We start from the raw sequence: 23,741 nt of genomic DNA on the forward strand, positions 1-23,741 counted from the left end.
CATGCTTGCTTTCTTAAACACCCTCGGCCAGCGAGGCCGGCGCCAGCGGATCGCTTGCGTAATGCCGCAGCCACCGGACATCCGCCTCGTAGAAGGGCCGCAGGTCGGCCATGCCGTGCTTGAGCATGGTGATGCGCTCGATCCCCATTCCGAAGGCGAACCCCTGCCACTCGCGCGGGTCGAGCCCGACATTGGCCAGCACGCGCGCGTGCACCATCCCGCTGCCCAGGATTTCCAGCCAGTCGGACCCCTTGCCGATCTCGCCCGTCTTCCGGTTCCAGCCGATATCGACTTCCATCGAGGGTTCGGTGAACGGGAAGTAGCTCGCGCGGAAGCGCACCGGCAGGTCCGCCACCGCGAAGAAGGCGCGCAGGAAATCGACCAGGCAGCCCTTCAGGTGCGCGAGCGTGATGCTGCGGTCGATCACCAGCCCCTCCACCTGGTGGAACATCGGCGAATGCGTCGCGTCATGGTCGGCGCGCCAGGTGCGACCCGGGGCGATGATGCGGATGGGCGGTTCGCCCTTGAGCATGGTGCGGATCTGCAGCGGGCTGGTCTGGGTGCGCAGGACGATCTGATGCCCATCCGCGTCGCGGCCGGGCAGGTAGAAGGTGTCGTGGTCCTGGCGCGCGGGATGGTGCTCGGGAATGTTGAGGGCCGAGAAATTGTGCCAGTCGGACTCGATGTCGGGCCCGTCCACGACGGAAAAACCCATGGCGCCGAAGATCCCCGTCAGCTCCTCGATGGTGCGGCTGATCGGATGGATGCCGCCGTCTCCCGCGCCTGCCGGCGGTGATGGCCGCGGCGGCAAGGTGACGTCGATGCGCTCGGCGGCCAGGCGCGCGTCCAGTGCCGCATCCTCGAGCGTCGCACGGCGGGCGTCGAGCGCGCCTTCGATCGCGGCCTTGAGGGCATTGATCGCCGCGCCGCGTTCCTTGCGCTGGGCCGGCTCCACCGTGCCGAGTGACTTCAGCAGCGCGGTGACGCTGCCCGCCTTGCCCAAGGCCGCGACCCGCACCGCGTCGAGCGCGCGGAGATCGGCGGCGGCCGCGATCGCGGCAAGGGTTTCGGAACGGATCGTATCATCGGCGAGCATGGCGGCGACCTCGAGGCGGGCGGAGACGGTAAGACAATGGTTTTCCCCCCGATGCAACCGGGGGCACGCGGAAACGCACGCATGACGGCTTCGCGGCAGGCGCGGGCGCGGTCTATCGTGACCCGCCGGGCGCGAACCCGGCCGGCGTGCGGGGGGCGCGCCAGGAAGGGGTGGGATGCGGGTCGAGGGAAAACTGCAGCTGTTGCTCGTCGCACTCGGCGCGATGTTCCTGCAGCAGACCTTCGCCGCGCTGGGGCGCAACATGCCGCCGATCATCGCCCCGGCCATCCTGGACGACCTGGCGCTCGATCCCGCCTGGCTCGGCGTCTATGTCGGGCTCGGGGCCGCGGCGGCCCTGGTGTTCCAGCTCGGCTGCGGCAGCTTCATCATCCGCTACGGCGCGCTGCGCACCAGCCAGGCGGCGCTGGTCATGCTCGGAGCCGGGCTGGCCGCGGCCGCAGCGGGACCGCTGGCGTTCTTCGCCATCTCGGCGGTGATCGGCGGCGGCGGATCGGCGGTTTCCACGCCCGCGAGCTCGCACCTGCTGGGGCGGTACTCGCCGCCGCGACAGGCGCCGCTGGTGTTCTCGATCAAGCAGACCGCGGTGCCGGCGGGGCTGCTGCTGGCAGGGCTGCTCGGGCCGCTGATGACGCTGTGGTGGGGCTGGCGCGGCGCGCTGCTGGCCGGCGGCGCCGCCTGCGTGGTGTTCGCGGTGATGCTGCAGCCGCTGCACGCCGAGTTCGACGCCGACCGCGACCCCACGCGCAGCTTCCGCTTCTCCGATTTCGCGACGACCCTCGCCGTGGTGCTGCGGCTGCCGGCGCTGCGGCGGCTGGCCTTCGCCTGCTTCGCGTTCAACGGGCTGCAGACGGTGTTCACCGCCTATTTCGTGACCTACCTGGTCGCCCTCGGCCATGACTTGGCAGCCGCGGGCTTCGTCTTCTCGATGGCGACGCTGGTCGCGGTGCCCGGACGCATCCTGTGGGGCTGGATCGGCAGCGGCCCCGCCGAGCCCGGGCAGGTGATGGCCTGGCTCGCACTCGGCATGGCGGCGAGCACCGTGCTGATGGGTCTGTCCGGATCGCATTGGCCGCTCGGGCTGATCGGCATCGCCGGGGCCGGACTGAGCCTCACGGCGCTGAGCTGGCACGGCGTGCTGCTGGCCGAGGCGGCGCGGCTCGCGCCCGAGGGGATGCGCGGGGCCGCGACCGGCGGCGTGCTCTCCTTTGGCCAGACGGGTGCGTTGCTGCTGCCGCTTGCCTTTGCCGGGGTGCTGGTCACGACGGGCAGCTACGCGGCCGGCTTCATGCTGTGCGGCGTGCCGGCGCTTGCGGTCGGCATCGCGCTGCTGCACGGCGGGACACCGGACCCCTGACGTGGACCATGTGATCTTCACTATTTTGTGAGTAAGGCTCGGAAGCCATTACTCGTTTGATACGATCGCGGGGGGAAGGGGGAGTCGCTATGCGCTGTTGCGTTATGGTTCTGGCCAGAGGCCCAGTTGGACCCTGGCTACGGCAACCAGACAGGCGCGGCGCGCATCCATCGAGACACGCGCGAAGCCTCATCGCGTGACGCACCGATCCATTCTTCACAACCCGTCAACGCCTCACGCGACATGTGGCAGTTCGGCCATGCGGGCTTGCAGGCCCGCGCACCGGCCCCAACCTCGCACACGCCTCTCAGACGCGTCTGGACGAGTTGGCGCCTGGTGGCACCTTGCCACCGGCGCGCTTCGATGACTGGAGACTTTGGTATGCCGATCGCCCTGCGGGGCCCGGGCGCGTCGGCGCCGCCGGTGGTCATGAACGCGCCCGCGCCCCTCTGGCGATGGCGCCCGGATGCCCTGCTCGCCGCCGCCGTCATCCTGCCACTGGTCATCCTCGGTGCCTGCGCGTGGATCGCCTGGACCGATGCCTGGCGCTCCACCGAGCGGGAGTTGGCCAGTGACGCCGATGCTGTGGCCGAATACGCCTCCAGGGTGCTTGAGGGCCATCGGCTGGCCGGGGAATTCGCGAACCATCTGCTCCGCGGCCTGTCGGATGACGACATCCGAGAACGCGCGGCGGAGCTGCATCGCGAGCTGAACACCATGCTGCCCTCGCTCGCCGGGGTGACCACCATCGCCGTCCTCGACCGCGAGGCCGAGATCATGATCCTGGCCAACCTGTTCCCCGTCCCGCCCGGCATCCGGGTGCCGGACCGCGAGTGGATGCGCGCGCTCAGCGGGCCGGCCGCGCCGCCGCTGCACATCAGCGCCCTGACGACCGGCCGGATCGACGGCAACCTGTTCTTCTCGGTCAGCCAGCGGCGCACCGGCGCCGGCAACGGGCGCCCGGAAGGCGCCTTCGACGGCGTCATCAGCGTCTCGGTCGATCCCGTCCGGCTCTCCGCCGGCCTCGCCCAGATCAGCGGCGAGCACGACAATGTCGCCGCGCTCGTCCGCGACGACGGCGCGGTCCTGGCGCGTAGCAGCGGCGTGCCCGGTCTGCTCCCGCAGATCCCGGAGGACAGCCCCTTGCGCACCGCGGCGCGCGATGGCGTGGCACGGGGCAGCTACATGGGCCGCGCCCTCGGGCCAGAGCGCGAGGTCGGCGAAAGCCGCCTCATTGCCTTTCGCCGCGTGGCCGGGCTGCCGGTCTATGCCACGGTCGGTCGGCCGACACCGATGATCCTGGCGCGCTGGCGCGGGGTGGTGGCCTCCCAGCTCGTGATCGGGCTGCCGGCCTGGTTCGCCTTCATCGCGCTCGCCTGGATGCTGCGCGCCGGCCAGCGCGCGCTGGCCGCGGCCAATGCGCAGCTGGAGCGCCGGGTCGAGGAACGCACGGCCGCCTTGCGGCTCGGCGAGGCGCAGCTGCGCGTGGCCCAGCTCGCCGCGCGCATCGGCACCTGGGTGCTCGACCCCGACACCGGGGAGGTCGCCTGGTCCGACGAGCAATACGCCCTGTTCGGCCTGAGCCAGGAGCGCGACGGCGGCATGACCTATGCGCGCTTCCTCGACGAGGTGGTCCATCCCGATGATCGCGAGACCGTCGCGGCGATCGGGGCGGACGCCTTTGCCTCGGGCGAGCTCGACGCCGATTTCCGGGTCTGGCAGCGGCTGCCCGATGGGCAGCGCCGCGTGCGCTGGGTCACCGGGCGCGGCCGGCGCGTGCCTGGGCCGGACGGCAAGGGCCGGCTGTTCGGCGTGAACGTGGACATCACCGAGCGCAAGGATTCCGAGGAACGCCAGCAGCTGCTGATGCATGAGGTGGACCACCGGGCGAAGAACGTGCTCGCCGTTGTACAGGCCGCGCTCCGCATGACGCCGAAGGACGACCCGCACGCCTATGCGAACGCCGTGCAGGGGCGCGTCGCCGCGCTCGCGCGCGCGCACGTCCTGCTCGCCGAACGGCGCTGGGCCGGTGCCTCCCTGCAAGACCTGGTGGCGTCCGAGGTCGCGACGCTGCACCCGGGCGGCGAGGCGCCGCCACCGGATGTGGCGATGCCCCGCGTCGAGGCGCATGGACCGGAGGTGACGCTCGCACCGCCTGCCGCCCAGGCCCTGTCGATGGCGCTGCACGAGCTCGCGACGAACGCCACCAAGTATGGCGCGCTCAGCGTCGCATCCGGGCATCTCAGCGTCACCTGGGATGTCGATCCCGCGTCGGGCCTGCTCGACCTGCGCTGGGTCGAGACCGGCGGGCCACCCATCGCGGCGGTCCCGGAGCGGCGCGGCTTCGGCTCGCGCGTGATCGAGGCGGCGATCCGCGACCAGCTGGGCGGCAGGTTCGACCGGCAGTGGCGGGCGACCGGGCTCGCCTTCGTCATCGCGCTGCCGCTGGCGGGCCCCGCGTTGCGCAGCTAGCCGCGCCGCGTTTTCGTCCCCTGGCACCGGTCGCACAAGGAATGGTGTCGGCCGCGCAGGCGGCTCGCGACAACTTTCCTGATCCTCCGCCGTTTGTTGACACCGAGTGTTACGCGGTGAAGTGTCTGGCGCGCGGGCAACGTCGATTATTTGAGTTCCGGAGGCATTGTGCCAGGAGAAGCTTCGCTACTCGACGCGGCGCAAACGAACCTGTTCCCGATCGTGGGCGTGGGCGCGTCGGCCGGCGGCATCGAGGCGCTGGAAGGCTTCCTGCGCGGCATGCCCGAGCGTCCCGGGGTGGCCATCGTCGTGGTGACCCACCTCAACCGCGAGCGCGAAAGCCTGCTGCCGGAAATCCTCGGGCGCTTCACCGCGATGCCGGTCCTGCGTGCCGAGCACAGCGTCGAGGTGCGGCCGGACCACGTGTACGTCATGGTCTCGAACACGATCCTGGAGATCAAGGACCGCCATCTGCGCGTCGAAGTCGAAGGTGCCGGGCGGAACCACAAGCCGGTCGATGTCTTCTTGAGCGCGCTCGCCATGGACCTTGGGGAATTGTCGGCGGGCGTGATCCTGTCGGGCGGCGATGGCGACGGCACGCTCGGCATCAAGGCCATCAAGGAGCGTGGCGGGCTGACCATGGCACAGGTCAGCGACGGGCACGGGCCGCAGCATCCCAGCATGCCCGAGAGCGCGATCGCCACGGGCCTGGTGGATTTCGCGATCCCGGTCGAGGAGATGGGCCGCAAGCTCAAGGAGTTCTCGGCCGATACCTCGGGCAACGGGACCACCTCGCCTGCCGCGGTCGCCGATGAGCCCGTGGAACAGCGGATCCCCACCATCTACAGCATCCTGCGCAACCAGATCGGCCATGATTTCAGCGGCTACAAGACCAAGACCTTTCTCCGCCGCGTCCGCCGCCGCATGCATGTCGGCCGGCTGCCCTCGATCGACGCCTATGTCGAGCGGCTGCAGCAGGAGCCCGTCGAGGTGGCGGCCCTGTTCCGCGACCTGCTGATCAACGTCACCAGCTTCTTCCGCGATGCCGAGGCGTTCCGCAGCCTTGCGGAACTGGTCATCCCGAAGCTGTTCGAGAACCGCGGCGCCGATGACAGCGTACGCGTCTGGGTGCCGGGTTGTGCCACGGGCGAGGAGGTGTTCTCCATCGCCATCCTGTTGCGCGAGCACATGGACACCCTGGCGGCGGCACCGCGGGTGCAGATCTTCGCCACCGACATCGATGAACGCTCGCTGATGGTCGCGCGCGCCGCGCGGTTCCCCGAGGCGCTGCTCGACGGCGTCTCCGAGGCGCGGCGGAAGCGCTTCTTCATCCCCGATGGCGGCAGCTACGTGATCGCCAAGGAAGTGCGCGAGCTGTGCATCTTCTCGCCGCACAACATCATCCGCGACCCGCCCTTCTCGCGCATCGACCTGATCTCCTGCCGCAACCTGCTCATCTATTTCGGGCCGCAGGTGCAGAACCAGGTCATCCCGACCTTCCACTACGCCCTGCATCCGGGCGGCCGGCTGTTCCTCGGCTCGGCCGAAAACGTCAGCCAGTATGACGACCTGTTCATTGCGATCGACAAGCGGCACCGCATCTTCCGCCGGCGCTCCGACCGGAGCACCAGCCTTCGGTTGCCGATGCTCATGACCGCGATGCGCCATGGGGGCGCAACCGACGCGATCATCCGCCGGCCGCAGTCAACCAAGCTCGCGCTGCGCGATGCCGTGGACGTGCAGCTGCTGGAACGCTTCATGCCGGCGCATGTGGTGGTGAACCGCGATGGCGACGTGCTGAACTTCTCGGGCCATACCGGCAAGTATCTGGAAGCGCCGCCGGGCGCGCCGACGCGCAACGTGCTCATCATGGCGCGCAAGAGCCTCCGTCTCGACCTGCGCGCCGTGTTCACCGAGGCGGTGGAATCCGGCCGATCGATCACGCGCGACGGCATCGCGGTCGAGAATGACGACGGCCAGATCCAGGTCATCTCGCTGATCGTGGAGCCGCTCAATCAGTCGCGCATGCCGTCTGAGAATTTCGAGCCGCTTTACCTCGTGCTGTTCTTCGACCGCGGGCCGCCCTTGAGCCGCGAGGAGGCGCTGGGTCGCGCGAACGCCGCCGATGACGGCGCTGCGGCGCAGATGGAACGCGAGCTGCGCGACACGCGCGATCGCCTGCAATCGCTGATCGAGGAATACGAGACCGCGATGGAGGATCTCAAATCCGCCAATGAGGAGCTGGTTTCGGTCAACGAGGAGATGCAATCCACCAATGAGGAGCTCGAAGCCTCGCAGGAGGAGCTGCAGTCGGTGAACGAAGAACTGCAGACCGTGAACGCCGAGCTGCACGACAAGGTCGACAAGCTCGACCGCGCCAATGCCGACCTGCGCAACCTGTTCGACATCACCGATGTCGCGACCGTCTTCCTCGACCGAAAGCTGGTCATCCGCAGCTTCACTCCTGCGGTTGGAAAGGTGTTCAACATCCTGCCCACCGATCGCGGGCGCCCCATCACCGACCTCGCGATCAACCTGCGCCTGGCCAATCTCGAGCGCGATATCGACGAGGTGTTTTCCGGGCGCGGGGCCGTCGAGACGCGTGCCGAACGGGACGACCAGAGGGCGAACTTCCTCATCCGCATCGCGCCCTATCGCGGCGAGGACCAGCAGATAGACGGCGTGGTCGTGACCTTCATCGACATCACCACGCTGACCCGCGCCGAGGCACGGCAGCGGGTGCTGATCGCCGAGCTGCAGCACCGCACGCGCAACCTGCTCGCCATCGTGCAGTCGATCGCGCGACGGACGCTGGGCAATGGCGGCTCACTGCCTGATTTCACCGCGCGGCTCGAGGCGCTGGGCCGGGTGCAGAACCTGGTGAGCGGCGAGACGGAGAATGTGATCGAGCTGCGCGACGTCATCCTGATGGCGCTGAACGCGGTGGCGCCGGGCTTCGAGGGCAAGGTCCGGCTCACCGGGCCGGCCGTCACCTTGGAGTTCCAGCAGATGCAGACCTTCGCGCTGGCCCTGCATGAACTCTCCAGCAATGCGGTGAAGCATGGCGCGCTGCGCCCCGGCTCGGGCGAGGTGACGATCACGTGGGAGCTTGAGGGCGTGGACAACCGGGACCAGTTCCTGACGTTCCACTGGCGGGAGACTGGGATAGAAGGTATGGCGCGCCCAATTCATCGAGGCTTTGGCACTGAGTTGATCGAACGGGCGAGCGGCTTCACGCGCGATACCGAAGCTCACCTCGATTTCGGCGAGTCAGGAATCGACTGCCGTATCCGGATGGCCTTGCCGGCCACGGCGGAGCCGCGCGAGATGATGGACGCGGCGGCGCGGCCATGAGCGGCAGGGTCGAACTGGCAGGGCTGCGCATTCTCGTCGTCGAGGATGACTTCTTCATCGCCATGGACATGGCCGAGCTGCTGCGCAGCCATGGCGCCGAGGTGCTTGGCCCGATCGGCCGCGTGGACGAGGCCGTGGCCTTCGTCGAAGAGCATCATGGAGGGCTGGACGCCGTGGTGCTGGACATGAACCTGCACGGGCTGAAGACCTACCCCGTCGCCGACGCCCTGATCGAGCAGGGCGTGCCCTTCGTCTTCACCACAGGCTATAGCGCCGATGCCGTGGACCTGGCCTATCGCGAGCACCCGCGTTGCGAGAAGCCGGTCAATACCAAGGCGTTGTTGCACGCGCTGACGCGCTGAACGGCGCATCTCCTGGCGGAGACGCGCCGGTCGAATTCACGCGGCGGGACGCGCGGTCCGCGCCTGTTCGATCAGCGCCTTGAAGCCGGCCGGATCCTCATAGGCGATCGCCGCCATGACCTTGCGGTCCATCTCGATGCCCGCCGCCTTCACGCCGGCGATGAACTTCGAATAGGTGAGGCCTTCCTCGCGGACGGCGGCGTTGATGCGCTGGATCCACAGGGCGCGGAAGGCGCGCTTCTTGTTGCGCCGGTCGCGATAGGCGTATTGCAGCGCCTTCTCGACGCGCTCGAGTGCCGGGCGGTAGGCGTTGTTGGAACGCCCCACATAGCCCTTGGCGAGGCGGATGATCTTCTTGTGGCGGGCGTGCTTGGTAACGCCGCGTTTGACACGAGCCATGCTGCTTCTCCCTTACCGCGCGCTGCCGTAGGGCATCCATTGCAGGATGGTCAGACCGTCCTGATGGCGCAGAACCTGGCTGCCGCGGTTCTGGCGCTTCATCTTGTTGGTCTTGGCGGTGAGCTGGTGGCGCTTGTTGCCGGGACCCGCGAGCACCTTGCCCGAGGCGGTCAGGCGGAAGCGCTTCTTCACGCTGCTTTTGGTCTTCATCTTGGACATTTGGCCCTCCTGTGTCGGGGTGCGGGGACCGTTCCGCGGGGTGCGGGGGCCTCCGTTCCGGCCGGGCATGTCCGAGAGGCCACGGCGCGGGAGGGCGGGGTGTAGCGGGGGCGGGGATGCGGCGCAAGGGCCACGTCGCCTGACCCGCGTCAGCCTTGAAGGGCCCGCGGGCGCACGGCGGCTGATTCCATCGCATCGAGCATGGCCGACAGCGCGGCGGGCGCGATGGTGAAATCCGCCAGATGCGGGGCCTCGGCGGCCATGGCCGGGCCGTAGCAGGCGAAATACGCATGGCCCCGCATCGCCGCCAGATCCCAGTAGAAGGGTTCCAACCAGCCCTCGGGCGCGAGATGTCCGACGACCGTCGCCGGCGGCGCGAACAGGGTGTTGGTCATCGCCGCGCCCATGACGCCCGCCACCATCGCCGTCCCGGCGCAGAGCCCCGCCTGGTCCGCAAAGCTCAGCGCGGCGGCCTCGACGCGCACAAACCCCCGGGCCGCGAGCAATGGCCACAGCGCCGCCTCGTTCAGCAAGCTGCGCCCGGAGCTGACGCCGCGCGCGAGGTAGAGCCGCGTGCGGCCAGCCGCAGGCGCCGCCACGCGGTTCGCGAGCCACTCGAGCGCGTGGGGGCTTTTCAGCATGGGGTGGCAGCTCACGGGCGTCGCGTAGCTGAGGCCATCGCAGCGATAGACCCGGTCCGGCCGCAGCCACACGACCTCCGCGCCCACGCCGCAGAGCGCCTCGACGGAGTCCTGCCGCACCTGGTCCATGGGCCCGCCGCCCGCCACCATCAGCAGCCGCACCGGCGCGGTGGTGCGCAGCAGCGGCAGCGCGGCCAGGCGCGGCAGGTCGTCCACGAGCCAATGGCCGTAATTGAAGCTCCCGGCCGAACCCAGGAACATCGTCTCCCGCCCAGGCACGGTCAGGTCGGTGACCCTGCGCGGCAACGGCTCGCCAAGCCAAGGCACGTAGGGGCGGTCGACCTCCCGATAGGTTTCGTAGATCACCCGCCGCCTGGCGCCGCTCGCGTCGTAAAGCACGTTGCCATGGATCAAGGCGCGGCGCAGCCGCACCAGCCCGCTCGCGGCGCCGACGGCTTTGTCCTCGCCATGGTGAAGGTTTGCCCTCAGGACCGCATCGCGCGCGGGCTCGGCGCAGCTGAACACGGCGGGGGCGGGACGGAGGGCCTGGAACGGCGGGAACACTTCGCCGATCAGTTCCACGGCCCCGGCCGCCGGCGTGGCCATCAGCAGGTCCGCCTCCGCCGCCGTGGCATAGAGCCCGCCGGCGCGATAGAGCGCCGCCGCCGCGCAGGACACGGCGGGCGGGACCGCGGGTGGCACGCCGGCCACCACGACGCGGTGGCGCCATCGGCCCAATCGGCGCCCCACGCGCCGCCGCAGCCCAGCGAGGATCCATGCCACGCCGCCTCGCTGGAGCGCGCGCGCCAGGATCCGCCCGGCGGCTCCGCGCTCCGGGACCATCAGCTCAGCAATCGCACAGCGGCCTGCTCGTAGCTCGGCACCAGGCCGATCCACTCGTAGGCGCGGTTGGTGGAGGCGATGAATTCCACGAAGGCCTTGTGCTCGTGCATCTGCCAGCTGGGATAGTTCAGGTATTCGTCGAAGGCGATGATGGTGCCTGGCCGCAGACGCGCGTTGAGCTGCGCCAGGATGGTCTGGGTGGAGCTGTAGAGGTCGCAATCGACGTGGACGAAGGCGACAGGCCCGGGATGCGCGTCGAGGAAGCCGGGCAGCGTGCGGTCGAACCAGCCGGGATGGAGCGAGACGTTGTCCGGCACGCGGGGCAGCGCTTCAAGCGCGAAGGTGCCGGCGTCGAAGCCGGGCCGCCAGAATTCGGGCAGGCCGGTGAAGCTGTCGAAGCCGTGGATGGCGCGGCCCGGGCGCGCGTTGGCGAGGCGCGTGATGGAGTGGCCTGAGAAGACGCCGAATTCGAGGATGAGGCCGTCGGTGGGCGCCTGCGCGATCATGGCATCGAGGAAGCTGTCGGGGCTGGGGAAGCGGGGCGCGCGCGGCAGGTGCTTCGCCACGAACTCGGCGGAGGTGATGGCCGCGGCGAGCGAGGCGATCCGGTCGATATCATAGTGTTCGTATGCGCCTTGCCCGAGTTCTCCCTGCATGATGATTGTCTTGGCGATTGCCGCGATGCGCGCGTCGTCGGTCATGCGTGCTCCTGCGCCTTTGGCGCCACGTCACCAAACATAAAAGAACAGGGCCTTGGGGAAATTCTTTTCCTCGGCCTTGCTTACGCCGCTGCCAGGCTCTCGAACATCGGCAGTCCATCGACCCCGCCCATCAGCGGATCGACCAGATCTTCGGGGTGCGGCATCAGCCCGCAGATGCGCAGGTCAGGCGAAAAGATCCCGGCAATGTTGCGCGCGCTGCCGTTGCGGTTGGCGGCCGACGTTGGCTGCGCGTGCTCATCGACGTAGCGGAAGGCAATCAGGTTCTCGCCTTCCAGCCGGTCCAGGGTCGCGTCGTCGGCAAAGTAATTGCCGTCGCCATGCGCCATGGGCGCGCGGAAGGTCGCCCCCTGCTGCCAGTGGTTGGTGAAGGCGGTGCCGGAGCGCTCGACGCGGAGGATGCAGTCCATCGACAGGAACCGCAGCGTGGCGTTCTTCAGCAGGCCGCCCGGCAGCAGCCCCGCCTCGATGAGCGTCTGGAATCCGTTGCAGACGCCCAGCACCAGCCCGCCGCGCGCCGCGTGGGCGCGGACCGCGGCCATGATGGGCGAGTGGGCCGCCATGGCGCCGGAGCGGAGATAGTCGCCATAGGAAAAGCCGCCGGGCAGCACGACGAGGTCGGTGCCGGTGGGCAGTTCGGTCTCGCGGTGGAAGACCAGCGCCGGCTTGCGGCCGGAGGCGCGTTCGAGCGCGATGGCCATGTCGCGTTCGCGGTTGGTGCCGGGAAACAGGATGATTGCCGCGCGCATGATCTCACCCGCCTTGGAGAATTCGCAGCCAGTGCAGGCCGCCGAAGATGACGATGGTGGTCAGCGCCGCGAGGGCGGCGGCGGTGACGTAGCGGTTGGCCTTGGCCTTCAACCCCGCGACAAGTCCGAGCCGACGCGGCTTCACCACGGCAACATGGGCCGTGCGCTCCTCGCGCCAGCGCAGCCCGATGGCGATGAGCACGGTGAGTGCGATCATCACCGCGAGGCTGAGCTTCATCATGATCTCAGGCCGGCTCCACCGAGAAGCTCTCGATCACCGTGTTGGCCAGCAGCTTCTGCGCCATCTCGCGCGCGGCGGCCTCGGCCTTGGCGGGGTCGGTCTCGGCCAGGTCGAGCAGGATGGTCTTGCCGGCGCGCACGTCGGTGACGCCGGCGAAGCCGAGCGTGGCCAGGGCCTGCGCGATGGCCTTGCCCTGCGGATCCAGCACGCCGGGCTTGGGCATGATCGTGACGCGGAGTTTCACTGCAGACCCTCCGGGCCCTTCATGTCGCGGATGCCGGCCTCAGGCAGGATGCCCAGGCGGCGCGCCACTTCCTGATAGCCTTCCTCGACCTTGCCGAGGTCGCGGCGGAAGCGGTCCTTGTCCATCTTCTCGCCGGTCTTGGTGTCCCAAAGGCGGCAATTGTCGGGGCTGATCTCGTCGGCGAGGACGATGCGCATGTCGTCATTCTCGAACAGCCGGCCGAACTCGATCTTGAAGTCGACCAGCGTGATGCCGACGCCCAAGAACAGCCCGGTGAGGAAGTCGTTCACCCGCAGCGCGAGTGCGACGATGTCGTCGAGGTCCTGGGTTGCGGCCCAGCCGAAGCAGGTGATGTGCTCCTCGCACACCATCGGATTGTTGAGCGCGCTGTTCTTGTAATAATACTCGACGATCGAGCGCGGCAGCCGCGTCCCCTCCTGGATGCCCAGGCGCGTGGCCAGCGATCCGGCCGCGACATTGCGCACCACGATCTCGAGCGGGATGATCTCGACCTCGCGGATCAGCTGCTCGCGCATGTTCAGGCGACGAATGAAATGGGTGGGCACGCCGATCTCGGCCAGGCGCATCATCAGGTATTCGCTGATGCGGTTGTTGAGCACGCCCTTGCCAGTGATGGTGCCCTTCTTCTGCGCGTTGAAGGCGGATGCGTCATCCTTGAAGTACTGAACCAGGGTGCCGGGCTCGGGACCCTCGAACAGGATCTTGGCCTTGCCCTCAAAAAGCTGTCGGCGGCGCGCCATGCGTGGTGAATCCTTCGTGGCCGCCGGGCAGAGGGCGCCGGGCAGCAATTTGCGGGGGTATAGCAGCGGGGGATGCCCCGCGCCACAGGCCCCGCCGCAGGGCCGTCCCGCGTGATTTCAGCTCCCCCGGATATTGGCCGTCGCGATCACCTGGCCCCAGACCGCCCGGTCCCGCTGGATTTCCGCGCGATAGGCCGCCTCCGTCCCGTTCACCGGCAGCCAGAGCAGGCGCTCCATCCGTTCGCGGATCGCCGGCGTGTCCATCAGCCGGTTGATCTCCGCGTTCCAGAACGCGACCCAAGGCGCCGGCACGCCGGCCCCGGTCACCAGCCCGTAGGCCACGTCGCCGGTGAAGCCGGAGACCGTCTCGGAGACCAGGCCCACCTGCGGCAGCACCGGGCTGCGCTCGGCGGAGGCGAAGGCGATGGCGCGCATCCGGCCGTCCTGGATGAAGGGCAGCGATTCCGGCAGCAGCGAGAAATACAGGTCCGCATGGCCGGACAGGATATCCAGCAGCGCCGGCGTGCCGCCGCGATACTGTATGTGCTCCATCGCGAGCCCAGACTCATGCAGCAACCGCGCCGCCAGCAGATGCGTCTGCGACCCCGGGCCGGAATTGCCGATATTCATGACGCCGGGGCGGGCGCGGGCATGGGCGATCAGTTCCGGCAAGGTCGCGTAGGGCGCATCCGAGCGCGCCACCAGCACCATCGGAACACGGATCAGGTTCACCACCGGGGTCAGCGCGCGGTCCGGATCGATCGGCATGACGAAGCCCGGCAGCACGGGCGCGGTGGCGAGCACGGTGCCCGGCGCAATCATCAGGGTATGCCCGTCGGGTGGGGCCTGCGCGGTCGCCTGCATGGCGATGAAGGTGCCGCCGCCGCTGCGGTTCTCCACCACGATGCTGCGCCCGCCGAGGCGCGGCGCAAGGGTCTCCGCCAGCAGCCGCGCCAGGATGTCCACCGTGCCGCCCGGGGCGAAGGGCACGATCAACCGCACATCGCGTGCGATCGTCTGGGCAAAGGCTGGGGCGCTCGACAGCCCGAGTGTGACAAGCAGGATGGCGAGGATGCGCATGCGCGGTCTCCGGCAGGACGCCCGGCGCGATGCGCCCCTCCCCCTCGCGCGCCGCAACCAGGCTTTTGATGGAACAGCCCAGCGTAAGGCGTTGCGCGACCTTCACGGAACGGCGCTGACGTCCCACGCCGCGGAAATCAGTGCCGGCGGGACCGGCGCCTGCCGCCACGCAGGGCAGGCCGCCTGCGCGGGAGGCGACGAGGGCGCGCTACAGCGAGACCGCGGCGAACGGCGCCTGCGACCCCGGCGCGAACTGCCACGCCCGCTCGTCCCCTGCCCCAAGCCCGATCAGCGAGGCGGAGACCGTGCCGAACCCTCCCGACGCCGGCACGTTCAGCGCCTCGGCGCGATCGCCCCCGCTGTCGCGCAGCAGCGCAGGCCAGGTGCCCCAGTCGGGCGGGCTCGGAGCGGCGGCCGCCTCGAAGCGCGGCAGATGCCGGCGCACGCGCGGGCTGGCGGCGTGATTGGGGTCCATCGACGTCACCATCGTCACCCCTTCGGCCAAGGCGACGGCCGCGACCGGGCCCGCCCCCTCGCCGCGCAGAAACCAGGCGGTGTCTCGATCCGCCACGACTAGGTTGAAACTGCGCCATTCGCCGGAATCGAGGCCGCCGATGGCGGCGGCCGCCGCCGCGGCACTCGCGGCCCCGGCCGCCATCAGCGGCAATTCCCCGCGTGACCGCTTGCCCGGGGCCGGCCCGAGGCTGCCGGGACGGTTCAGCACGCCAGCCACGACGCCATGGCGGGACAGCGCGAGCCAGGTGCCGCCGCCGGTCGCGTCACGCCCGCCGGTGATGCCGGGCCAGAATTCCGCCGGCGCCTCCCAGGCGCGGTCCAGCCGCTCGTCGCGATTGGCGGCGAGCAGCAGCGGCCAGCCGTGGCCGGGCCGGCGCAGCAGGATCAGGGTGCACATCGGGCAGGCTTATTCGACCGTCACGCTCTTGGCGAGGTTGCGCGGCTGGTCCACATCCGTCCCGCGTAGCACCGCGACATGATAGGCGAGCAGCTGCACCGGAATGGCGTGCAGGATGGGTGCGACGAAGGGATCCACCGTCGGCAGCACGATCACATGCTGGGCGAAGCGGCGCAGCGCCGGCGCACCCTCGGCATCGGTGAAGGCCATGATGCGGCCCCCGCGCGCCGCGGCCTCCTGCAGGTTGCTCGCCGTCTTCTCTAACAGCGGGCCGGAGGGGCACAGCGCGATGACCGGCACGGCGGGGTCGATCAGCGCGATGGGGCCGTGCTTCATCTCGCCGGCGGCGTAGCCCTCGGCATGGATATAGCTGATCTCCTTCAGCTTCAGCGCGCCCTCCATCGCGATCGGGTAGAGGTTGCCGCGGCCGAGAAACAGCACGTCCCGCGCCTCGGCGACTTCCACCGCGAGCGCCTGGATGGTCGCGTTGTCGTCGAGCAGGGCCGCGGCATCCGAGGGCAGTTCCAGCAGCGCGGCGATCAGCGCCGCCTCGCGCGCCGCATCGATCGTCCCACGCGCCCGTGCCATCCCGATGGCCAGGCACGCCAGCACCGAAAGCTGCGCCGTGAAGGCCTTGGTGGACGCCACGCCGATCTCCGGCCCCGCGACCGTCAGCAAGGTGGTGTCGCTCTCGCGCGCCATGCTGCTCTCGTCGACATTGACGACGGAGAGGATGGACTGCCCCGCGCCCTTGAGCAGCCGCAGCGCCGCCATGGTGTCCGCCGTCTCGCCGCTCTGGCTCACCAGCAGCGCGGCTCCGCCTTCGGGCAACGGCGGGTCGCGGTAACGCAGCTCGGAGGCGGTGTCCGCATCCACCGGAATGCGCGCCAGGCTCTCGATCCAGTAGCGGCCCACCAGGCCCGCCAGAAACGCGGACCCGCACGCCGTGATCGTGAGCTTCGGCACCACCAGCGGATCAAACGGCAGCGGCGGCAAGGCAACCCGGCGCGTCGTGCTGTCGATGTATTGCCGCAGCGTCTCCCCGATCACCACGGGGTGCTCGTGCAGCTCCTTCTCCATGAAGTGGCGATAATTGCCTTTGCCGGTCGCCGCACCCGAGAAGGCGGTGAGCCTGACGGCGCGCTCCACCGCGCGATCCTCCACATCGAAAAACCGCGCCCCCTCATCGGTGACGATGGCCCAGTCGCCCTCCTCGAGGTACGCAATCCGCCGGGTCAGCGGCGCCAGGGCCAGCGCGTCCGAGCCCACGAACATCTCGCCCTCACCATAGCCGATGGCCAGGGGCGCCCCCTGCCGTGCGGCGATCAGCAGGCGCGGATGGCCGGCGAAGATCATCGCCAGCGCGAACGCGCCATGCACCTGCTTCAACGCGGCCGCCACCGCCTGCGCGGGCGTGGCCCCCTCGGCCAGCAGCTGGTCGAGCAGGCGGGCGAAGGTCTCGGTGTCGGTGTCCGTGGTGAAGACCTGGCCCTTGGCCTCCAGGGCGTCGCGCAGCTCGGCATGGTTTTCGATGATGCCGTTATGGACAACCGACACCCGCTCCGTGCCGTGCGGATGCGCGTTGCGCTCCGTCGGCGCGCCATGCGTCGCCCATCGCGTATGGCCGATGCCCGTCGTGCCACCGAGCGGATCACGCTCCAGCACGGCGGCGAGATTGTGCAGCTTGCCCTCGGCACGGCGACGCTCGATGCGGCCATCGACCAGGGTCGCAATGCCGGCACTGTCGTAGCCGCGGTATTCGAGGCGGCGGAGGGCTTCGAGGAGGCGAGGTGCTGCGTTTTCCTGGCCGATGACGCCGACGATGCCACACATGGGAGAGCCTCCAGAAGAAAGGCTGGGGAGAAGAATGTCCCCAGACGTCGTTCTTTTATTTTTGCGACTTGGTGCCGCGGCCAGGTTTCACGGATTGCCGGGAACGGGCGATGGCGAGAGAGTTCGCGGGCACGTCGTCCGTGATGGTGCTGCCGGCGGCGACCAAGGCCTGGGCGCCAACGACCACCGGGGCGACCAGCGCCGAATTGCTGCCGATGAACGCGCCCTCGCCGATATCGGTGCGATGCTTCGCCACGCCATCGTAATTGCACGTGATGGTGCCGGCGCCGATGTTGGCGCCCGCGCCTATCGAGGCATCGCCGAGATAACTCAGGTGGTTCGCCTTCGCACCCTCGCCGAGCGTCGTCGCCTTCAGCTCCACGAAATTGCCCACATGCGCGCGCGCCTCGATCACCGTGCCCGGGCGCAGGCGCGCATAGGGGCCGATGATGCAGTCACGGCCGATCCGCGCACCCTCCAGATGCGAGAAGGCGCGGATCTCCGAACCTTCGCCGACGCTGACACCCGGTCCGAACACCACATGCGGGCCAACCGTGACGTCCGCCGCCAGGCGCGTGTCGGACGCGAAGAACACGGTTTCCGGCGCCTGCAGCGTGGCGCCCGCCGCCATCGCCGCCGCCCGCAGGCGCGCCTGCATCGCCGCCTCGGCCTCGGCGAGCTCTGCGCGGGTGTTGATGCCGCGCAGTTCCGCCTCCGGCGCCTCGACCGCCACGGCCGAACGGCCCTCGGCCACGGCGAGGCCGACGACATCGGTCAGGTAGTATTCGCCCTTGGCATTGTCATTGCGGACGGCGCCGAGCCAACGCAGCAGGTCCGGGGCGGCGGCGCAGATCACGCCGGCATTGCACAGCGCCTCGTCCCGCTCCGCCGGCGAGGCGTCCGCGTATTCCACAATCCGCTGGACGCGCCCGGCCGCGTCGGCGATGACGCGCCCATAGCGCCCCGGGTCGGCCGGCCGCATCGCCAGCAGCGCCAGATCGGCATCCGTGCGTGCTGCCAGCAGCCGCTCGATCGTCGCACGCGTGATCAGCGGATTGTCCGCGTAGAGCACCGCGGCATCGCCGGAAAAATCCTCCAGCAGCGGCGCCGCCTGCGCCGCGGCGTGGCCGGTGCCGAGACGGTCCTGCTGCACCACCACGGCATGCGGGGCGGCGATTGCCGACAGGCTCTCCATCCCCGGCCCCACGACGACGATGATCCGGTCGAACAGGCCCGCGCAGGCATCGATCAGATGGCCGAGCATGGGCCGCCCCGCGATGGCATGCAGCGCCTTGGGTTGGCGCGAGACCATGCGGGTGCCCAGGCCGGCGGCGAGGATGATGGCAGCGCGCATCATCGGGGCGTAGCCCGTTGGCCCGCGCCGGAGCAAGCGGCGTGACGGTCACATCGCATTGCCAGGCGTTGCGGCGCTCCGGCCTGCGGCGTCAGCCCCGGTCCCAGGCCAGCGACATCGTGTAGGTCGCCCATGGCGTCGGCACCGAGGCGCGCCAACGCTTGCGGCGCCGTTGCGCGTCGGGGGCACCGAATGCCTGCTGGATTGCGAAGAGCTGGCGCGCGGAGAAACTCGCCGCCACCTCCACTGGCATTCCGGCGAGGAACGCGGCGACGAAGGCCGGGTCCGGGTAGTGTGCAAGCGGCGGCGGCGCGTCCTCGTCGAGCGTACGGAGTGAGACCGAATGCGCCTGGCTCTCGGCGACCATGCTACAATATTTTGACATGTTGAAGGCTTTGAGGGCCGACATGGTGTCCGCAAGGCTGGTCGAGGACACTTGAAGCACATGACATCGCCGATGATCCTGCTCGACCTGGACGGCACCTTGGTGGACAGCGTGCCCGATCTTGCCCGGGCGCTGAACCAACTCATGGCCGCGCATGGCCAGGAGGGGTTTGCGCATGCGACCGTCGCCGGCTTCGTGGGCGATGGCGTCGCCGCCCTGATCGAGCGCGGCTTCGCGGCCCGCGGCCTTGCGGTGCCGCCTGGCGCCGTGGGTGAATTCCTCAATGACTACGCACCGCGCGCCGCCGAGCTCACGCGACCCTTCCCAGGAGTGCGGGAGATGCTGGCGGCGCTGCGCGCGGATGGCTGGCGGCTGGCGGTCTGCACCAACAAACCCGAGGCGCCGGCGCGCGCCATGCTCGACACCCTCGGGCTGATGCCGCTGCTTGATGGCATAGGCGGCGGCGACAGCTTCCCCATGCGCAAGCCCGATCCGGGTCATCTGCTGGCGACGCTCGTCATGGCCGGGGGCGACGCCGCGCGCGCGATCATGCTCGGTGACCACGCCAATGATGTGGTCGCCGCCGCCGGCGCCGGGTTGCCGGCGATCTTCGCGGGCTGGGGCTACGGTCCCCCGTCGATGGCGGGCGACGCCCCAGTCGCGCCGGAACCGGCAGCAGTCCCGCCGCTTGTCGCGACGCTGCGGCTCAGGGCGGGTTGGTGACGCGCACCAAGTCGACGCGGACCGTGCCGAACATCCGGGTCTCCATGTCGACGCGGAGCGGGATGGGCGGCAGATGCGGGCTGACAAGCCCCAGCCAGACGGTGCCCGGGATCACCCGGCCCGTGGTTTCGCGCGATTCATCGCTGCGGAAGCCGGCGATGAGCTGCGTGGTGATGGCGCAGCGCAGCGCCGGCGCGCGGTAGGCGCCGCCAACGGCCACGAGTTCCTGGCGGCCCTCGGTACGCGCCGTCCATTCCTGCAAGCGCCGGCCGTCGAAGGTCATCGTCCGGCCGTCGCAGCGGTCGCCGAGACCGGCGAGCCGCGCCATCCAGATCAGGGCGGAGAGGGTGTCCATCGCGCCGGTGAGGCGGGCCGGAGGCACCGCCTCGCGTTCCGGCTCCATCACCGGCAGCAGGCTCCGCAGCACCGGCCTGCTGCCCTCGAAGTCGAGGTGGGTGCGGCGCTGCTCGCCCCGCCAGACGCCATCCGCGCGATAGCGCAGCGGAACGGCCTCGGCGCCGCGCCATTGTCCTTCGCTGATGGTCGTCTGGCCGCCGCGGACGAACAGCGCGGCGGCACCGGTGGTCTGCGAATGCGCCTCCACCCGATAGCCACGATCGGAGACGTCGAGCCGGGCGGTGATCTCCAACACGTTCATGCCCAGGGCGGTGAGGGTATAGGTCACGTCGACCGGCGCGCCGCGCGCCGGGACCGCGAAAAGAAGCAGGAGGATGAAGAGACTGCGCATGAATGGTTATGTGGTCGAGGCCAGCCGATCGGCCAGCCCTGATCTGCTTGACACTCCCGGGAGCGCGCCGTATCCGAGGCGCCCCGGCGACCGTGTCGCTGCGGGTGCGTAGCTCAGCGGTAGAGCATTGCCTTCACACGGCAAGGGTCACAGGTTCAATCCCTGTCGCACCCACCAGTTGCGCCCGAAGGGCTTGGCCGTCATGGCGGCAGCAGCGCGTCCACCAGGGCTTCCATCTCCGCCGCGATCCCGTCGGCGATGAGCGCCGCGCGGATGGCCCGGCGCTTGGCGGTGAAATGGCGGTGCCCCTCCAGCGGGACCTGTGCTGCGACCTGCTCGGCGCGCTCCGCGGCTGCGGCCAGATCGCGGTGCAGGGTGTCGGATTCATCGAATTCGGGGATGGGCAGCGTCCAGACGAGGTTGTCGAAGTCGCGCTTGTCCCGCTGGCCGTGCGGCTGGAGGTCCGTGATTTTCGCCAGCACCGCCGCGCTGTTCAGCAGCGTCGTGAGATACCTTGCCTCACCGACCGAGCGGGCCGCCGCCCAATACGCCTTGTGGTCGATCACAGCGTTTTTCTCCGCGAGGATGACCGCGCTGAGCCTGGTGCCCGCCTTGGTGCAGAGGACGCGCATGGATGCCGGTTCCGTCTGCACGGCGAGCAGCCTCTGATGATTGATCCGCTCCCGCAGCGTCATGCGCGGCCCACCATCCGTCGCTTTGTTGCTATTCGCCGCCCACTTCGCCTCGGCATCCGATAGCCACGCCGCCAGATTGACGTGCCCAGCCTCCCGCGCCGCCGCCGCGTCCAGTACGCGCCCATCTTCCATCGGAATCACCGTCGTCACCGTCTCCAGCATCCGGAACGGCGCCACGCTTTCCCCCAGCGCCACCTGCCGCAGGAACGCCACCTCCACCGGCCCGCGCGGCGGCTCCACCAACGTCCAAGGGGCCTTGTCCAAGGCCCCAACCCGGCCCCGCACCCGCGGTGCATCCCGCCGCCCGCCGAGCCGCCCCACCGCCTCCATCTCCACCAGGAAGAACCGCCGCGGCACCAGCGTCGCCCCCTGCCGGAACCGCGCCCGATAGGGCGAGACCCCTTCCAGCGTCCGCGCCCGCGGCCAGGCGACGCGCGCATGCGCCAGCACCGCCGCCGCCTCCGCCTCGCCCGCATCACGGCGCGGCAGATGCCCCACCCAGCGATCCATCTGCGCCGGCGCCCCGCCCGCCGCGTCCCGCTCGCCGAACAGCACGCAGGTGCTGGTCGTGCTGCTGCCCGACTGCGCCCCGAAAATCGGCCAGACCCGTTCCAGCGCCCAGCCCCCCGTCACCCGCACCTGCACGCTGCGCATCAGCCCCGCCCGCAGCCCGGCAAACACCTTCGCGTTCAGCACCGCATAGGGCAGCACGAAGCCGATGCGCCCGCCCGGTTTCAGATACCGCTCCGCCCCGCGCGCCCAGAACAGCGCGAACATGTCCTGCTGCGTGGCCAGGTTGCCCCCCACCCACAGCCCATATTCGCCAAGCCCCTCCCGCACCCGGTCCTTCATCGCCGGGCTCAGGTGCCGGTAGACGATCCAGGGCGGGTTCCCCACCAGCACATCCGCCCGCTGCTCCGGCCGCGACAGCCACACCGGCCGCACGAGGTTGCGAAACACAAACGTCCAGATGCCGTTGCGCCCGGCGCGATACAGCCCCTGCAAGCGCGCGAAGGTCTCGGCCATCGCCGCGGCATCCGCGGGCACGGCGCCGGCGATGCGCGCGAGGCGCCGCCCCACCGTCGCCGGACTCGCCTCCTCGCGCAGCCCCCGGTTCAGCACGTCCAGCCCCTGCTCGAAGGCCGCCTGGTCCTCGGCGAAACCGGCCGGGATCTGCAAGGGCGGGTCGCCCGGCACCTCCACCAGCACATCGGCGCGGTCGAGGTAGCGGCGCAGGTTCCACTGCATCGCATCGCCCAGGAACACCGGCACGGTCAGCCGCGCCGGCCGGTCCAGGATCAGCCGGCCCAGCGCCAGCAGCCAGGTCACCCGCGCGAGCGTGACCGCCACGGGATGCACATCGAGCCCGCGCACCTGGTCCGCGCAGGCTTCGAGAATCCGCGGCCCCGCCCAGCCCGCCGCCTGCCCCGCCGCGATCAGCCGGCGCAGCGCATGGAACAGGAAGGTGCCCGAGCCGCAGGCGGGATCCAGCACACGTTCGCTCAGCGGTGCGGCCACCGCCGCCGCCACCACCCGCCCGGCCAGCCAATCGGGCGTGTAGTATTCGCCCAGATCATGCCGCTGGTCCGGATCGACCAGGCTCTCGTACAGCGTCTTGAGCACATCCGCCTCGACATCGCGTAGCCGGAACCGCGCCGCCTGGGCCGCGATGCGCGTGACCAGCGCGGCCCCCTCGGGCGCACGCAGCGGCCAGTCGAAGAAATCCGCCTCCACCGCGCCGGCGATGCCCTCATCGGCCAGCGCCTTGCCCGAGAGCAGCGCGGCCGGGTCATCGACCGGCAGGTCGAGCACCCGCGCCGCGATCGCCTTCACCACGGTGACCAGGTAGGTGTGCTGGAGGAACAGCGCATCCTCGCCCACCGCCTCGCCATAGGCCTCCGCCAGAAGCCGGTCCCACAGCTCCCGCTTGAGCCGCACCTCCGGGTCGTGCTGGAGCCGCGCCCACATCACGTCCAGTTCCAGCTTCGCGGCGCCGAACAGCATGCTTGTCCGCCCGAAGGCCTGCGCCACCGCGCGGGGTTCGGGCGCGAGGTCCGGCCGTTCGGACAATAGCGGCTCCAGCCAGGCCATTAGCGCCTCGGGCTGCTCGGCATCGGTCTCGAACCGCGCCAGCTCGCGCAAGCCGCCGCCTTGGGCGGTTCCATAGGCGAGGAACAACGCGCCATCGGTCGCGATGCCGGTTGGCGGCCGGCCGCCCGGCGCGCGGGCCTGGGCGTCGGCCAGGTAGTCCGGCAGCCGCGCCAGCACGTCAGGCAATTCGCGGCGCAGGTCCGACTTCAGCTCGATCACCGCCGCACCCCACATCGTGTCGATGCGCCCGGAGCGGTTGGTCAGGTACACCTCATGGCTGATTTCTTCGTAGGGCGCATCGAAGCCGGAGCGCAGCAATTCCGTCATCAGCCCGCGCAGCGCCTCGTGGCGCGGCCGCCCGGCCATGGCGCGCACGATCTCCGGCAGTCTTTCGCGCCGCCACACCATCCCCACTACCCCCGACTCGGAGCGCGATGCTACCCA

21 protein-coding genes and 1 tRNA gene are annotated in these 23,741 nt (G+C 69.9%); 6 read left to right on the forward strand and 16 right to left on the reverse strand.

The features are described from left to right. Positions 1 to 13: 13 nt before the first annotated feature. Positions 14 to 1,096: a phenylalanine--tRNA ligase subunit alpha gene (gene pheS, locus GXW79_RS02340; RefSeq protein ID WP_246503651.1), complete on the reverse strand. Its 1,083-nt coding sequence runs from the start codon at positions 1,094 to 1,096 to the stop codon at positions 14 to 16. A 175-nt stretch (positions 1,097 to 1,271) separates the two neighbouring features. On the opposite strand from pheS, the gene GXW79_RS02345 reads away from it, so the two are divergent. The 4 genes from GXW79_RS02345 (at position 1,272) to GXW79_RS02360 (ending at position 8,659) form a co-directional block, all read left to right on the forward strand. Continuing rightward, entirely contained in the window at positions 1,272 to 2,471 is a 1,200-nt protein-coding gene (locus GXW79_RS02345; RefSeq protein ID WP_246503652.1) for an MFS transporter, read from the forward strand. A 381-nt stretch (positions 2,472 to 2,852) separates the two neighbouring features. Continuing rightward, positions 2,853 to 4,943: an HWE histidine kinase domain-containing protein gene (locus tag GXW79_RS02350; protein WP_211872620.1), complete on the forward strand. Its 2,091-nt coding sequence runs from the start codon at positions 2,853 to 2,855 to the stop codon at positions 4,941 to 4,943. Positions 4,944 to 5,111: 168 nt separating this feature from the next. Continuing rightward, the gene (locus GXW79_RS02355; RefSeq protein ID WP_211872621.1) at positions 5,112 to 8,297 is read left to right on the forward strand and encodes a CheR family methyltransferase; all 3,186 of its coding nucleotides are present in this window, start codon (positions 5,112 to 5,114) and stop codon (positions 8,295 to 8,297) included. After that, on the forward strand, positions 8,294 to 8,659 hold the full coding sequence (locus tag GXW79_RS02360; protein WP_211872622.1) for a response regulator: 366 nt from the start codon (positions 8,294 to 8,296) through the stop codon (positions 8,657 to 8,659). The genes GXW79_RS02355 and GXW79_RS02360 overlap by 4 nt, the downstream gene beginning before the upstream one ends. Positions 8,660 to 8,695: 36 nt before the next feature. Here GXW79_RS02360 and rplT read toward each other — a convergent pair whose 3' ends face one another. The 13 genes from rplT to GXW79_RS02425 all read right to left on the reverse strand — a co-directional run bounded on the left by rplT (position 8,696) and on the right by GXW79_RS02425 (position 19,022). Next, entirely contained in the window at positions 8,696 to 9,058 is a 363-nt protein-coding gene (rplT, locus tag GXW79_RS02365; RefSeq protein ID WP_211872623.1) for a 50S ribosomal protein L20, read from the reverse strand. Between the two features lie 12 nt (positions 9,059 to 9,070). Continuing rightward, entirely contained in the window at positions 9,071 to 9,277 is a 207-nt protein-coding gene (gene rpmI / locus GXW79_RS02370; protein ID WP_211872624.1) for a 50S ribosomal protein L35, read from the reverse strand. Positions 9,278 to 9,426: 149 nt separating this feature from the next. Next, positions 9,427 to 10,701: a glycosyltransferase family 61 protein gene (locus GXW79_RS21725; protein ID WP_211872625.1), complete on the reverse strand. Its 1,275-nt coding sequence runs from the start codon at positions 10,699 to 10,701 to the stop codon at positions 9,427 to 9,429. Between the two features lie 59 nt (positions 10,702 to 10,760). Next, on the reverse strand, positions 10,761 to 11,462 hold the full coding sequence (locus GXW79_RS02380; protein WP_211872626.1) for a class I SAM-dependent methyltransferase: 702 nt from the start codon (positions 11,460 to 11,462) through the stop codon (positions 10,761 to 10,763). Between the two features lie 80 nt (positions 11,463 to 11,542). Beyond that, the gene (purQ, locus tag GXW79_RS02385) at positions 11,543 to 12,229 is read right to left on the reverse strand and encodes a phosphoribosylformylglycinamidine synthase subunit PurQ (protein WP_211872627.1); all 687 of its coding nucleotides are present in this window, start codon (positions 12,227 to 12,229) and stop codon (positions 11,543 to 11,545) included. 4 nt (positions 12,230 to 12,233) lie between these two features. Beyond that, complete coding sequence (locus GXW79_RS02390; RefSeq protein WP_211872628.1) at positions 12,234 to 12,470, reverse strand: hypothetical protein; 237 nt, start codon at positions 12,468 to 12,470, stop codon at positions 12,234 to 12,236. Positions 12,471 to 12,474: 4 nt separating this feature from the next. Then, complete coding sequence (purS, locus tag GXW79_RS02395) at positions 12,475 to 12,714, reverse strand: phosphoribosylformylglycinamidine synthase subunit PurS (protein ID WP_211872629.1); 240 nt, start codon at positions 12,712 to 12,714, stop codon at positions 12,475 to 12,477. Beyond that, complete coding sequence (gene purC, locus GXW79_RS02400) at positions 12,711 to 13,475, reverse strand: phosphoribosylaminoimidazolesuccinocarboxamide synthase (RefSeq protein WP_211872630.1); 765 nt, start codon at positions 13,473 to 13,475, stop codon at positions 12,711 to 12,713. Before purC ends, purS begins: the two co-directional genes overlap by 4 nt. Before the next feature lie 117 nt (positions 13,476 to 13,592). Next, positions 13,593 to 14,555: a Bug family tripartite tricarboxylate transporter substrate binding protein gene (locus GXW79_RS02405; RefSeq protein ID WP_211872631.1), complete on the reverse strand. Its 963-nt coding sequence runs from the start codon at positions 14,553 to 14,555 to the stop codon at positions 13,593 to 13,595. A 208-nt stretch (positions 14,556 to 14,763) separates the two neighbouring features. Continuing rightward, a complete protein-coding gene (locus GXW79_RS02410) occupies positions 14,764 to 15,468 on the reverse strand; it encodes an NRDE family protein (RefSeq protein WP_211872632.1) in 705 nt (234 codons plus the stop codon). 9 nt (positions 15,469 to 15,477) lie between these two features. Continuing rightward, entirely contained in the window at positions 15,478 to 17,301 is a 1,824-nt protein-coding gene (gene glmS, locus GXW79_RS02415) for a glutamine--fructose-6-phosphate transaminase (isomerizing) (RefSeq protein WP_211872633.1), read from the reverse strand. 55 nt (positions 17,302 to 17,356) lie between these two features. Next, positions 17,357 to 18,658, reverse strand: a complete 1,302-nt coding sequence (gene glmU / locus GXW79_RS02420; protein WP_211872634.1) for a bifunctional UDP-N-acetylglucosamine diphosphorylase/glucosamine-1-phosphate N-acetyltransferase GlmU — start codon at positions 18,656 to 18,658, stop codon at positions 17,357 to 17,359. A gap of 88 nt (positions 18,659 to 18,746) precedes the next feature. Continuing rightward, positions 18,747 to 19,022: a hypothetical protein gene (locus GXW79_RS02425; protein WP_211872635.1), complete on the reverse strand. Its 276-nt coding sequence runs from the start codon at positions 19,020 to 19,022 to the stop codon at positions 18,747 to 18,749. Between the two features lie 78 nt (positions 19,023 to 19,100). On the opposite strand from GXW79_RS02425, the gene GXW79_RS02430 reads away from it, so the two are divergent. Beyond that, on the forward strand, positions 19,101 to 19,763 hold the full coding sequence (locus GXW79_RS02430) for an HAD hydrolase-like protein (RefSeq protein WP_211872636.1): 663 nt from the start codon (positions 19,101 to 19,103) through the stop codon (positions 19,761 to 19,763). On the opposite strand, the gene GXW79_RS02435 is transcribed toward GXW79_RS02430, so the two are convergent. Continuing rightward, complete coding sequence (locus GXW79_RS02435; protein WP_211872637.1) at positions 19,747 to 20,511, reverse strand: DUF3108 domain-containing protein; 765 nt, start codon at positions 20,509 to 20,511, stop codon at positions 19,747 to 19,749. The two genes, GXW79_RS02430 and GXW79_RS02435, sit on opposite strands and share 17 nt — an antisense overlap. Before the next feature lie 102 nt (positions 20,512 to 20,613). Here GXW79_RS02435 and GXW79_RS02440 point away from each other — a divergent pair. Next, positions 20,614 to 20,688: transfer RNA gene (locus GXW79_RS02440), tRNA-Val, on the forward strand. Positions 20,689 to 20,711: 23 nt separating this feature from the next. Here the strand turns inward: GXW79_RS02440 and GXW79_RS02445 are convergent. Then, a complete protein-coding gene (locus GXW79_RS02445) occupies positions 20,712 to 23,663 on the reverse strand; it encodes a class I SAM-dependent methyltransferase (protein WP_246503685.1) in 2,952 nt (983 codons plus the stop codon). Positions 23,664 to 23,741 lie beyond the last annotated feature (78 nt).

The organism is Plastoroseomonas arctica, from assembly GCF_018128965.1.
In the GTDB taxonomy this organism is placed as follows: Bacteria; Pseudomonadota; Alphaproteobacteria; order Acetobacterales; family Acetobacteraceae; genus Plastoroseomonas; species Plastoroseomonas arctica.